Below are 13,369 nucleotides of genomic sequence, written 5' to 3'. Positions count from 1 at the left end.
AGCCGGCCGGCCGAATCAGGAGAGGGGCGGAAGGAAGGGGCTCGCGTTCCCGCTCCACGTGACACTCAGGGTTTCGCGAGCGCGCGTGCAGGCGACGAAGAGCAGACAGCGCTCACGGAGCAGGTCGGCATCATGCTGGAGCGGGTCCGCCTCACGCGGGGTGATCTCACGGGCGAACGGGACGGTGCCCTCGGCGACACCGAGCACGGACACCGCCCGGAACTCCAGCCCCTTCATCGCGTGCATCGTCGCCAGCCGCACGCCCGGGGACCCCTGCGCGACCTGCCCCTTGACCCGTAGCACAGGGATGCCGACGGCCTTCAGCTTCTCCTCGGCCGAGTCCAGGGCGAGGTTGAACCGCGCGCACACCCCGATCTCGTGCGGCGCGAAGCCCTCGGCGAGCAGGGTTCGCACCCGCTCCACCAGCGCCTCGGTCTCCTCCTGCCGGGTGGCGTAGCCCCGCACCCGTGGGCGGCCGCCGTGGAGCAGCGAGCGGTAGCCGGCCAGCGAGTCCGTCCCGTCGCCCTCGAGCGCGTCGACGGTGACGGGTGCGAGGAGACGGGCCGACCAGGCGAGGATCTCCTCGGTGGAGCGGTAGTTGACGCGCAGCCGGAAACTGCGGCCGACCGTGGCGATGCCCAGCGAGCCCAGCGAAACCCGGGAGTCGTAGATCCGCTGATGTGGGTCGCCGGTGACGAACAGGTCGTCCGGGCCGGGGGAGACGGCGGCGCGCAGCACCCGCCACTGCGCGGGATGCAGGTCCTGTGCCTCGTCGACGACGACATGGGCGTACGGAGCCGGCCCGTCGGCAGGGACTTCCGCCGCGCGGGCGCAGATCCGCAGGTGCGTGGTCTCACCGCGGTCACGCAGGAATCTCTCGAACCGCTCCACGCCGCTCCACACCTGCCGCCGGCGTGCGGGACCGAGTCCGACGCCGCGGCCGCGGCGGCTCGCGCCGAGGTAGGCGTCGAGGTCACGGAGGTTCTGGCCGAGGACGACGTGGCGGTACTCCTGGGCCAGGAACTGCGCGGTGAACGGCAGGTCCAGCTGCTTGACCGCCTTCTCCCACAACTGCCGCTGTTCCCGGTCCCCGATCGGCTTCGGCACGGCCGCCGAGTGCGCGCGCACGATGCCGTTCGCGTAGGCGTCCACCGTCGTCACATCGACCCGGGCCAGTAGCTTCTCGTCATCGTCGAGGAGCAGGCCGAGCATCTCGCGCAGTCCGGCGGCGAGCGCGTTCGTGTACGTGGTGAGCAGGACGCGGCCGTCCGCGGAGCGGCCGAGCAGATGCTTGACCCGGTGCAGCGCCGCCACGGTCTTGCCCGTGCCGGGTCCCCCGGTGACCTGGACGGGACCGCCGTACGAGGTGCGGTAGGCGACGCGCCGCTGGGAGGGGTGGAGGAAGACGCGCCAGGCCGCGAACGGCTTCGCCAGCATCTCCTCCAGCTCCCGCGGTCCGGTGACCAGCCGGATGCGGGCGGACGTGTTGGTGATCACCGTGGCCAGGTCCTCGACCGGTTCGGCGGGCGCGTCGGCGGGGCGACGCACGGCCACGACGTCCCGGTAGACGTCTTCCGGGCTGAAGTCCTCGGCGAGGTACTGGAGCACTTCCAGCTGATCCTCCGGCAACAGGGTGGAGAAGGCCTCCAGCTGGGCCTTGTCGACCATCGAGCGTGCGGCGCGCAGGACTTGGTCGTCGATGCCGAGTTCGCGCAGTGTGCCGTCGGACACGTCCGCGAACAGCAGCCGGGGAGCCGTGCGGGCGGCCGTCTCGTACAGCGGAGTCAGCTCGTCCAGGGCGACGGCGTTGCGCACCTCCAGAGCCCGCGTGGCGGAGTTCGCGCTGTACAGGCGCTTCGCCGCCCAGGTGTAGGCGTCGTCGTGCGGCAGGACATTGACGAGGAGGAACATGTCGCTGCCGTCGTCGGGGGCGAGGACGACGCCGCGCCAGAAGTCGGTGATGCGAATGGTGCGCATCCGCGGGTCGCGGGCGTTGTGGACGGACTCCAGGTGCAGTCCCTTGTCCGCGTTGAGTTCGGCGGCGCTCATGGCCTGGAATTTCGCCATGGCCTTGCGCACTCCGGCCCGGACCGGCTTCTCCAGGGTGTCGTAGCCGTCCCAGAAGCTCTGGGCGAAGGCGAGCCGGGGCATCAGATCCCTTCCTTTCCACCGGACGCCAGCCGCCCGGCGATCTCCCTCAGAGAGGTGAGGAGTTGTCCTGGTTCGCGGGAGAGATCGAGGCTGTGCTGGTAGATCCGAAGCCCCCGCCCGTCCGGTCCCGCCGCCGTGCACCGCACCTCGTGGAAGCGCTCGGTCCGCCGTCCGGCCGCGTACACGAGGTGCGCCTCGCGCAGACCGAGCACGGTGGCGTACGCGAGCGCCTGGTACAGGTCGGCGTTGAGGAGCCCGTCGGCTTTCTCGACCTTGTACTTGGCGTCGACGACGGCGCGCGGAGTACGGCCGTCACCGGTGCGGACGACCAGGTCGGGACGGATGCGTACGAGACTCGCGATGTCGAGGTGATGGGGGTCCTGGAGGCGCGCGGTCAGACCGTGCTCCCGGAGCGCCTCGCGCAGGGCGACGGTCACGAAGTCCTCGAACAGCTTGTTCATGTCGAGCAGGAAGCCGTCCATGGAGAGCGGATCGGCCTCGGCCGGCCGGTGCTCCGGTGAGGTTCCGCGCAGGACGGCTTCGGCGAGCCGCAGGGCGGGCTGGTAGCGGGAGTTGAGGCGGGACGGCTGCCAACGCGGCAGTTCCTGCCCCCGTATCAGCGGTAGCGCGTCGGCCAGACGTACGCGCTGATGGGCGAGGCGCCGCCGGACGGGACCGGGCACGCCCGGCAGCCGCAGCAACCGCTCGGCGGCCGCGCGCAGGACGCGGTTCTCGGCGGTGTCGGCGGTGTACGTGTCGTAGGCGATCTCCACGGGCGGTGTACGGCCGAAGTGCCGCCGGATCTGCTCGGCCTCGCGCAGCCTGCCGCGCACGACCAGCGCGGACTCCCGCACCTCCCGGTAGCCCTGGAGGACCCCCTGTCGCAGTGCCCTGTCGATCTGCCGCTCCACGGCGTGGGCGAGTGCGGGGACGACGTCGTCGTACGCGCCGGTGTCGATCGTGCCCTCACCGCTGTCGCGCCAGGCACCGGCCGGGTCGAGGCTGAACCCGAGGAGGAAGAACAGCCGGCTCACCGAGACCTTGGGCATGATCCTCACGACCGGGCCCTCAGGCATGCGCACGGCGCCCACCCGGCTGCCCGCCCGCAGCAGCCAGTGCCCGTCCCGGCGGGGATCGGGGGTCGCGCTCTGGAGGATGCCAGAGGCGGCCAGGACCTGTCCGGCTTCGCGTCCCAGGGGGACGGAGACGGCGGGCCCGTACTCGCGCAGTGACACCTCGGGCACAGGCGCGGGCACGGACGCTGACACGGTCACGGGTACTGCTCGCGCAGCGCGTCGAGGCCGTAGCGTGCGGTGATGTCGAGGCCCTCGCCGTAGTGGTGTTCCTCCAGCAGCGGCAGGATCTTCGTGCGCCAGGTCCGTTCGAGGCCGCCGTCGCGGTACACGCCCGGCTTCATCAGGTACGACGGCCCGATGGCGAAGTCGGCGTCGTCGATACGGGCGTTGAGGGCGTCGAGGAGGAGGGCGGGCTCCGCGTCCTTGCCCTCACGCTTCAGCCAGCGCGCGAGCAGGCCGGCGGTCGGTTCGGTACGCGGGGACAGCTCCACGAACGCGAAGCGGCGCCGCATCGCCGCGTCCACCAGGGCGATCGACCGGTCGGCGGTGTTCATCGTGCCGATCACGAAGAGGTTGGGCGGCAACGCGAAGTCGTCCCCGGAGTAGGTGAGCCGGACCGACCTCGTCCGGTACTCCAGGAGGAAGTACAGCTCGCCGAAGACCTTCGCCAGATTGGCACGGTTGATCTCGTCGATGATCAGGAAGTGCGGGATGTGCCGGTTGCCCTCGAGGGAGGCGAGATCGGCGAGCTCCCGGAGCGGGCCCGCCGTCAGCCGGAAGGCCACCTCCCGGGTCTCGGGGTCCTCCACGGGCCGGAACCCCTCGAAGAAGTCCTCGTAGGCGTACGAGGGATGGAACTGCACGATCTTGACCTGCTCCGGACCGCCACCGAGGTACTCGGCGAGCTTCATCGCCAGGTAGGTCTTGCCGGTGCCCGGTGGGCCGTAGAGCACCAACTGCCTTTCATCGATGAGCAGTTCGCGCATCTCCTCCAGCCAGGCCCGATCGTGGACGAGGAGGTCGGCGGCGAGTTCCCCGGTGATGTGCGGCAGCGACAGCTCGCGTTGTGCCGGCCGTTCCACGGCGGGCCGCTCGCCGGTGTCGCCGGTCGCCACCGGAGTCGTGGGGTCCGTCCGCCCGGTGAGCCCGTCGAGCGCGTCCAGCACGCCGGTCAGATCGACGACGTCGTGCTGGACGGACAGCTTCTGCTGGACCTCCTCCGGCAGCTCCTCATACGCGTGGCTCCGCGGCATCCAGGCGACAGTCCTGCGCACGTTGGACAGCCCGCCCGGCGACGAGGTCTGTACGGCGTCGCCGGTGATCCGCCCGATGTGCAGCCATCCGTCGCCGATGGTGGCGACGGTGTCGCCGACGCGCATCTGTGTCAGGAAGGCGTGCAGATCGTCGACGAGGCCTCGCTTCTGGTTGTACGAGGCCGCCCCCTCGTATCCGTCCTCCACGAAGCGGCGCAGCGCGCTCTTGGTCGGATCGGTCTCCTCCAGCGGCGGGAGATGCGCGGCCGCGAGGGAGACGAAATCCTCCGTCAGCCACAGTTGCCGCACCAGGTTGTGCCCGGAGACATTGGAGCCGCGCACCAGCCACGCCTTGCGCGGGGTACGCCAGCCGGTGGACAGGTAGTCGGCGAGCGGGTGGCCCTCCGCGGTGCGCCAGGACTCGGGGCCGGAGGCGTCGTAGCCGTAGACGAGCGCGGCGGCGGCCGAGGATGAATTGCACTCGATGTTCCGGGCCGTCACCCAACGGCGCTCCGCCTGTGGCGGCCCGGGGTCGGCGGGATCGTCGACGATGCCCCCGCTCGCGCGCAGCTCCGCGCGGTTGCGGCGGGCATGGTCGCCGAGCCCGGGCCAGGCCTCGGCGGCCACCGAGGAACCCTCTCGCAGAAGGAACTTGTGGGTGCCGTTGCCGCCGAACTCGGCGAGCAGGTGTCCGCGTGCTTCGCCGCCGTCCTTCGGCAGCTTGATGCGGAACTCGGGTGCGCCGGGGAGGAGTTCGGGCTGAGGCACGGGTGACCTTCCGGGTTGGCGAGGCCTGGGTGACGCCTCCACAGTACCTGTTGACGCCGTCAAATGACCTACATCCTGGGCGTCAACATATCGGGTGAATGTGTTGACGGTGTAAACGTGCCGGTCTTACAGTGCTGACTGTGCCGGGCCGACTTCACCGGAAGTCCGTGCACTCGAACGCTCAAGTGGGGGGCACTATGGGTGTGGAGCCGACGACTGAGGTCAGACGGCGCACGATCGAGGCGGAGTTGCCGTCGGTCATCGAGAGGTTGAGACGATCTGCGTCTCGTTCGGGGCTCGTGAGCCATCGAGCCTTCGCCGTGGAGGCGGATCGGCTGGGGCTCACGAGCGACGAGCAGCAGAGAAGGCTGCGTAACGGGCTCGCCGCTGTCGGCCTGCACGTGAAGTCCTCGCGCCGGAAGGCGTGCCGGACCTCCGCCGTGACACCGGTCGCCGCGTCGGTCCCGCAGGCCGCGGGGGCCGTGCCGGCGGCAGGGGTCGTGTCGGCGGCGGGGGCCGTGCCGGGGGTAGGGGTCGTGTCGGCGGCGGGGGCCGTGCCGGGGGTAGGGGTCGTGTCGGCGGCGGGGGCCGTGCCGCCGACGAGGGTCGTGCCGCCGGCGGGGCCACAACGGAAGGCCGCGTCCGAACCCGCGCTCGTCCCCAGCGAAGCGGCCGGCCGCCTGGCCCGGGCCCGGCGGATGCTGGCCCGCTACGCGGATACCGACGGCACGGTCGGCAAGCTCGCCCACGACGGCGTCGTACGGCTCCATGGGCTCAGTCCCTCCGAAGCGCGTGAGCTGGCGGCGGACTTCCCCATCACCCGTCCCCGGCCGCCCCGCACGTCCCCTCAGGCGCTCACCGACGGCCGCGCGGGCCGCTCGGCGGCCTCCGGGTCCACCTCCTCGGCTTCCCAGAAGCCGCCGACCGGCAAGAAGCGCGCAGCCCGTTCCGTTGCCTCCGCCACGGACGACCGACTGCGGGACGCCGTGCGCGCGGCCCGGGCCGTACTGGAAGACGACCGGTGGCGCCGGAACCCGGGCAAGGCGATTCTCACGGCGGACGAGGAAGTAGGCCTCGCCGTGCTCCTCCGCGACGGCGCCGACCTCCTCGGCCGCGATGTTCCGGCGGAGGAGATCAAGGCGCTTCCCCGCGACGGCGAGCGGTGGCGCGCCTACGAGTGCCTGGTCCTGCACAACCAGCGGCTCGTGTGGAAGATCGCGCTGGGCTACCAGGGGCGAGGGTTGGACGTCGATGATCTCGTCCAGCACGGAACCATCGGACTGATGCGTGCGGTACGCAAGTTCGACGTCGGCAAGGGCTTCAAACTGTCGACCTACGCGACGTGGTGGATCAGGCAGGCCATCACCCGGGCCATCGCCGACGAGGGCACCATGATCCGGATACCCGTGCACATGCACGAAAAGGTGAGCAAGGTCGCCGTGGCCGAGCGCAAGCTTCTGGGCGAAGGCCGCCCCAGGACCATCGACAACGTGGCCTATGTCAGCGGCTTGACCTTCGCCGAAGTGGAAGAGGTGCGCAGAATCAGCCGGCCCACCGACTCCCTCGACCGGATCATCGGCGACGATGCCGCCCTCGGTGACCTGATCATCGGGCCGAGCCGACTTCCCACCCCCGCCGAGGTGGTGGTCCGCAAGGAGCACCTGGCTTGCCTGCGGCACGTCCTGGAGCACCTCACCGAGCGTGAACGACATGTCGTCGTCCGGCGCACGGGACTCGACGGTGACGAGCCGGACACGCTGGAGGACATCGGGGCCGTCTTCGGCGTCACCCGCGAGCGCATCCGCCAGATCGAGTCGAAGGTCAAGTGGAAGTTCCGCGGCCAGCTGGACCGTCATGGGCTGATGCCCAGGCCTCGCTGAAGCCTGCGGACGCACGAACCTCCCGACTCCCCTCATCCGAAGGACCCCGCACATGGACCCGCGCCAAGAGCTGGTCGACTACCTCACCCGCCAGCTCGTCGGCCCCGTCGGCGGTGACGACGAGGTGCTCGACGCACCGCCGGACCGGCAGTACCTGATGGGCACGCTCTACCCGCAACAGGCGGACCGCCGGCGCCGGCTCGACCTCGCCGCCGACGACCCCGAGGCACCAGGCGCCGAGCAGGACGCTCCCGACGTGGACCCGGCCGCCGACCCCGTGCCCGAGACCAACAGCTGGCTGCCCGCCTCCCTCGGCATCAGCTTCTACACCGATGCCGTGGACATCGAGGTCAGCTGCGCCGCCGCACGCTACGAGACGCAGCGGAACGAACCCGGGCGCGGGCGGCGCTGGAAGCGGGTCCCCCTCACGCCCGAGACACACACCGTCGGCCCCGACCGGGACGACGTGCCCGTCCTCGACGGCCGCGCGAAGATCCAGGTGACCCGCCGCTCCTATGGCGAGGGCACCCTCCTGACCGTGGCCCTGGTGAACGAGAGACACCACGACGGTGCCGACGACAAGGCGCCGGACTGGGACGACATGCTGTTCCAGTGCCGGCTCAGCGTCCGCCCCGCCGATGGTTCCGTGCTGCCGTATCCGAGCGTCCGGCTCGCCAGCCGCGATCCCGAGGAACGCGAACTGCGACTTCAGTACCGGCACGTCGTCACCCATGCCGTCGGCCACGGCTGCGCCGTCCGCGAGGACCGCGGCGAGGACGGCGGTGTCGAACTCCTCGCCTGCGAGGCCCTGCCCCGCGCCGAGGTACCCGCCGTCCGGGCCGGAGGCCCGCTCGACGCCCCCGCGCTCACGATCTCCCACCTCGCCGACCCGGCCGTCGACAGGGACCAGCTCCGCGAGGAACTGGCGGAGTTCGCCGCCTCCTACCACGCCTGGTACGTGGGCCAGCGATCCGTCGAGGTGCCGCCCTGGGGCCGCGAGGCCGCCGAGCGGATCCTCGACCGCGTCCGCCAGGCGGTCACCCGCATCGAGTCCGGCGTGCGTACTCTGTGCGACCCCGACCGTCCCGAACTCCTCGACGCCTTCCGCATCGCCCAGCGCGCCATGCTGCTCCAGATGCGGCACTCCGCCCCCGACCAGGCCGGTCAGCGGCGCCTTCGCGCGGACCCCGTTGCCCTCGACCCGCCCGTCGACCCCGAGGCCACCTGGCGCCCCTTCCAGCTCGCCTTCTTCCTCCTCGCCCTCGACGGCGTCGCCGACCCCGGACACCGCGACCGCGAGACCACCGACCTGATCTGGTTCCCCACCGGCGGTGGCAAGACCGAGGCGTATCTGCTCCTGGCCGCGTACACCATCGCCCTGCGCCGGATCCGCGGCGAAGGCGACGGAACCACCGTGCTCAGCCGCTACACCCTCAGCCTGCTCACCACCCAGCAGTTCCAGCGCGCCGCCACCACGATCTGCGCCCTGGACTACCTCCGCCGCACTGAACCGGAGCTCGGTCTCGGTGGCGAACCCGTCACCATCGGCCTGTGGGTCGGCGACACCACCACCCCGAACAAGTTCCAGACGGCCAAGGACGCCTTCGACGAGCAGCGCGACGCCAGCCACCCCGAGGACGTCTTCATCCTCGACCGCTGCCCGTGGTGCGGCACCCGCATCCTGCCGCCCGCCAAGTCCAGCGTCCGCGACGACTACGGAGTCCGCGCCAAGACGGACGAGTTCGCCTTCTACTGCACACGCGACGAGTGCGCCTTCCACGACGTCCTACCCGTCGCCGTCGTCGACCAGCACCTCTACGAGGATCCGCCCACCTTCGTCCTGGGCACCGTAGACAAGTTCGCCCGGCTCGCCTGGGAACCCGACTCCGGCCGCCTCTTCGGCGCGGGCACCGGCAACCCGCCCCCGTCCCTGATCATCCAGGACGAGCTGCACCTGCTCACCGGACCGCTGGGCACCACGGTCGGCCTCTACGAGGCGGCCATCCTGGAGCTGTGCACCGGCCCGGACGGCCGCCCGCCCAAGGTCGTCGCCGCGACGGCCACCATCCGGCGCTCCGCCGAACAGGTCCGCGCCCTGCACCACCAGGACGTCCAGCTCTTCCCGCCGTCCGGACTCGACGCCCGCGACAGCTTCTTCGCCGTCCCCGACACCGGCCGCCCCGGCCGCCTCTACCTCGGCGTCATGGCGCAGGGCCACACCGCGGGCCGCGGCGCCGTCGCCACCACGGCGGCCATGCTCCAGGGCGTCCACCAACTCCCCGAGGAACACCGCGACGACTACTTCACGCTCGTGGCCTACCACCACAGCCTGCGCGAGCTCGGTCGTACCGTCACCGCGGCCGGCGACGACATCCCCGCCCAGCTCCGCGGCCTCGACGAGGGAGCGGGCACGCGCGAACTCGTCGGTGAGCAGGTGCAGCAACTCGACAGCAGTGTGAAGCGCGCCGATCAGCCCATCCTTCTCGACCGCCTCGAAAAGCCCTGGACGGACCCCCGGTCGGTGTCGTTCCTGCCGTGCACCAACATGCTCTCCGTCGGCGTCGACGTGAAGCGGCTCGCCTACCTGCTCATGCAGGGCCAGCCCAAGACCACCGCCGAGTACATCCAGGCCACCAGCCGCGTCGGCCGCCACCAGGTGCCCGGACTCGTCGTCACCTACTTCAACGCCACGCGCCCGCGCGACCGGTCCCACTACGAGACCTTCATGGACTACCACCGGGCGCTCTACCGCTACGTCGAACCCGCCAGCGTCACGCCTTGGTCCCCGCCCGCCCGCCGCAGGGCCCTGCACGCCGTGCTCGTCATCCTGGTCCGCCACCGGCTCGGCCTGGCCGCCGAGAACCGGGCCGGGCGGATCACCGACCACAGGGAAGAGGCAGGGCGGATCGCCGACGCCCTCGCCGATCGTGCCGCGACCGCCGAGCACGGCGCCACGGGAGCCGACACCGACGTCGTACGCGCCGACGTACGAACGGAACTCGGCTACCTCCTGGACAACTGGTACCGGCAGGCGGGCATCGCCGCCGCCGAGGGCAAGGACCTCTACTACCGCAGCCAGGGCAAGGGCCAGCACAACCTGCTCAAGGGCTTCGAGCAGCGCTACGGCCTGTGGGAGACCCTCAACTCGATGCGCAGCGTGGACCGCGAGTGCCAGATCACCGTGACGGGAGCGGGAAAGTGAAGCGCAAACTCCGGGTCCGCCAGGCACAGACCGTGCTGCCGTTCGGTGTCGGCGCGGTACTCGACGTCCAGGGCGAGTCGTTCGTCGCCGCCGGTATCGAGCGATGGCCGGACCTCAAGACCCCCGTCCCCTCCGAACGCCTCGCCACCCGCCTCGGCGTGAAGGGCTTCTACGCCGCGCCCCACACCCTCAACGACCGCTACGACAAGGATGATCGCCCCGGCGTCCCCTATGTGCGCTTCCCGGGCTGGCTGTTCTGCGGCTCCTGCCGGGCCATGGTCCGCTTCCTGCGCGAGAACGAGAAACCGGGCGAGCCGCCCGTCTGCACGTCCTGCGCCGCCGCGCCCCGCCTCACCCCGATGCGGTTCGTCCGCATCTGCGCGGACGGGCACCTCGACGACGTCGACTGGTGGTACTGGGCACACTCCAAGCTCGCACCCGAACTACGGGAATCCTGCTCCGAGTCGAAGCACACCTGGAAGGCGGATCGGCTGAGCTTCCGCGTCGCCGACCGCGCCTCCGGACTCGAAGCGCTCTCGGTGAGTTGCGGAGCGACCAGGGAGGGCGGCAAGACCTGCGGCGCCGAACGCGACCTGCTCGACGTCCTCGGCCCCCAGGGCGGACACTGCTCGGGCCGCAACCCCTGGCAGCACCGGGATGCGAGAACTTCCTGCGGCCAGCAGGTGCACATCGTGCAGCGCACCGCCGGAAACGTCTACTACCCGGTCGTCTACTCGGCCCTCGACATCCCGCAGACCGCCGAAGCCCCGCGGGCGGAGCGGACCATGGCGGAGGCCGTCCTGGAGCACGGCTACTGGACGAACCTGATCGACGCGCTCGGCACGCCCAGGGCTGACATCTTCCGCGGCATGATCAAGGAGGACACCGATGCTCCCGACAGCCTCATCGACGGTCTCGTCGCGGAGGCCACGGGTGCCCCCGCGGCGCCGCCCGCCGACCGGCAGGAGTCCGGAAAGTCCGGGAAGGTCGACCTGAGTCGCGACGAGTGGTACGCCTTCGACGCGGTACACCTCCCCGAACCCACAACGGAGTTCGCGATCCGCCGTGGCGGACTCGGCCTCGACGGCGAGAAGGAGGAGCCCTGGGCCACCCTGGACGCGCACATCGGCGGCATCATCCTGGCCGACCGCCTGCGCGAGGTGCGGGCGCTGACCGGCTTCCGCCGGCACTCGCCGGGAGGCACCCTCGTACCCGCCGACACCAGCGGCCGCCTGCGCTGGCTCCCCGCGACCGAGGTGTACGGCGAGGGCATCGTCCTCACCCTCGACGAACAGCGCCTCACCGCCTGGGAGAACGACCCCCGTGTACGGGCCCACGTCCGTGGTGTCCGTACGGACCTCGACGCGTCGTTCCGCGACGAACAGCTCGCCGAGACGACCGGCAGCGCACTCTCGCCCCGCTTCCTGCTCCTGCACACCCTCGCCCACCTCCTGATCCGCCAGCTCTCCTTCGACTCCGGCTACACCACCGCCAGCCTGCGCGAGCGCGTCTACGGCCGCCCCGAGTACGGCCAGCACGGACTGCTCATCTACACCGCCGCCGGTGACGCCGAGGGCACCCTCGGCGGCCTGGTCCGGCAGGGCGAGGCACCGCACTTCGCCGAGACGCTCATCCGGATGCTGGAAGCCGCCGCCTGGTGCTCCGCCGACCCGCTGTGCGCCGAGCACACCGGCCAGGGCTTCGGCAACCTCAACCGCGCCGCCTGCCACGCCTGCACGCTGCTGCCCGAGACGAGCTGCCAGACCGGCAACACCCTGCTGGACCGTGCCCTGGTCGTCGGCTCCGCCCGCGTGCCCGGCTACTTCACCGAAGTCCTCGACGCGAGCCGCGAGTACGCCGCCGCCATCGCCCAGGGAGGACACTCATGACCACACCCAAGACCACATCCATGACCACCGCGAACACCCCCGTGCTCCACTCCGACCTCACCCCGGCCCAGCGCGACTGCCTGGACGCCCTGCCACTGACCGGCAACCACCTCGTCAGCGGCCCGCCCGGCAGCGGCAAGAGCCTGCTCGCCGCGCATCGCGCCGTCCACCTCGCCCTCACCGGCCGCCCCACCCTCTTGCTCTCGCGCTCCAACCTGCTGCGCCGGCTCCTCGACGGCATGCTCCAGGGCCTCACAGTCCCGGGCGCACCCGTCGAGACCGCCACCGTCCACGCCTGGATCCTGCGCCACTTCGGATACGGCGCACCGCGTACCCAGGACGGCTGGTTCGACTGGGCGGCCCTCACCCAGCAGGCTGCCGCCGCTCTCGGCGAGAACGACGCGGCCACCCCCCACCTGGTCGTCGACGAGGGCCAGGACCTCTCGCCGGGCTTCTACCGCATGGCCCGCCTCGCCGCCACCTCCGTCACGGTCTTCGCCGACGAGTGCCAGCGCCTCACCGAGACGAACTCCACCCTCACCGAGATCACCGACGCCCTCGGCCGCTCCACGACACGGGTCGAGATCGCCGGGAACCACCGCAACAGCCGCGAGATCGCCTCCCTCGCCGAGCACTTCCGCACGGGCGGCCCCCTCCCGGACATCCCCTCGCGCAGCGGCGCCCTGCCCGTGATCCGCCACTACCCGGGCGTCAAAGACCTTTCCGACGACCTCGCCGGCATGGCGGCGAGGCACCCGCGGGACCGCATCGGCGTCATCGTCAACTCCCTGCGCACGGCCGCCGACCTGATGCGCCGCCTGGAACGCGCCGGTCTGGCCCACGCACCCCAGCTCTACAGCTCGCAGGCCTCCTCCGGACGCTACCGTGACCTCGACCTCTCCCGCCCCGGCGTCGTCCTCGTCCACCGCGCCAGCGCCAAGGGCCTCGACTTCGACACCGTCGTCGTCGCCGACGCGGACTCCGACTCCGCCACCGACCCCACGTCGGCGACCCTGCGCATGGCGTACTACGTCATGATCACCCGCGCCCGGCAGCGGCTGGTGCTGGGCTGGCAGGGGAGTCGGCTGCCGCGGCATCTGGAGGGGCTGCAGGGGTGGGCGCACGTGCGGTGACGGCGCGACCGAGGCCA

General features: G+C 71.3%; 7 protein-coding genes. 4 read left to right on the top strand and 3 right to left on the bottom strand.

Translation table 11 applies throughout. The annotated features are described in order from the left end of the window. Positions 1–15: 15 nt before the first annotated feature. Genes ACFZBT_RS10330 through ACFZBT_RS10320 form a run of 3 tightly spaced genes read right to left on the bottom strand, consistent with a single transcriptional unit; the run spans position 16 to position 5,248 of the window. Positions 16–2,151 carry a UvrD-helicase domain-containing protein gene (locus tag ACFZBT_RS10330; RefSeq protein ID WP_391100896.1) on the bottom strand — a complete coding sequence of 712 codons (2,136 nt, stop codon included), beginning with the start codon at positions 2,149–2,151 and terminating at the stop codon, positions 16–18. Further along, positions 2,151–3,425: an McrC family protein gene (locus ACFZBT_RS10325; RefSeq protein WP_391100893.1), complete on the bottom strand. Its 1,275-nt coding sequence runs from the start codon at positions 3,423–3,425 to the stop codon at positions 2,151–2,153. The genes ACFZBT_RS10330 and ACFZBT_RS10325 overlap by 1 nt, the downstream gene beginning before the upstream one ends. Further along, the gene (locus ACFZBT_RS10320; protein WP_391100890.1) at positions 3,422–5,248 is read right to left on the bottom strand and encodes an AAA family ATPase; all 1,827 of its coding nucleotides are present in this window, start codon (positions 5,246–5,248) and stop codon (positions 3,422–3,424) included. The genes ACFZBT_RS10325 and ACFZBT_RS10320 overlap by 4 nt, the downstream gene beginning before the upstream one ends. 299 nt (positions 5,249–5,547) lie before the next feature. On the opposite strand from ACFZBT_RS10320, the gene ACFZBT_RS10315 reads away from it, so the two are divergent. Genes ACFZBT_RS10315 through ACFZBT_RS10300 form a run of 4 tightly spaced genes read left to right on the top strand, consistent with a single transcriptional unit; the run spans position 5,548 to position 13,352 of the window. Beyond that, positions 5,548–7,128 carry a sigma-70 family RNA polymerase sigma factor gene (locus ACFZBT_RS10315; RefSeq protein ID WP_391100888.1) on the top strand — a complete coding sequence of 527 codons (1,581 nt, stop codon included), beginning with the start codon at positions 5,548–5,550 and terminating at the stop codon, positions 7,126–7,128. Between the two features lie 52 nt (positions 7,129–7,180). After that, a complete protein-coding gene (locus ACFZBT_RS10310) occupies positions 7,181–10,330 on the top strand; it encodes a helicase-related protein (RefSeq protein WP_391100886.1) in 3,150 nt (1,049 codons plus the stop codon). After that, positions 10,327–12,219 (top strand): DrmB family protein, encoded by a 1,893-nt coding sequence (gene drmB, locus ACFZBT_RS10305; protein ID WP_391100884.1) that lies wholly within the window; start codon positions 10,327–10,329, stop codon positions 12,217–12,219. The genes ACFZBT_RS10310 and drmB overlap by 4 nt, the downstream gene beginning before the upstream one ends. Beyond that, positions 12,216–13,352 carry a hypothetical protein gene (locus tag ACFZBT_RS10300; RefSeq protein ID WP_391100882.1) on the top strand — a complete coding sequence of 379 codons (1,137 nt, stop codon included), beginning with the start codon at positions 12,216–12,218 and terminating at the stop codon, positions 13,350–13,352. Before drmB ends, ACFZBT_RS10300 begins: the two co-directional genes overlap by 4 nt. Positions 13,353–13,369: the final 17 nt, after the last annotated feature.

Source organism: Streptomyces sp. NPDC008137 (assembly GCF_042957035.1).
Classification (GTDB): Bacteria; Actinomycetota; Actinomycetes; order Streptomycetales; family Streptomycetaceae; genus Streptomyces.
The sequence above is the reverse complement of the archived record's forward strand: the minus strand, read 5'-3'. Positions and strand labels throughout refer to the sequence as shown.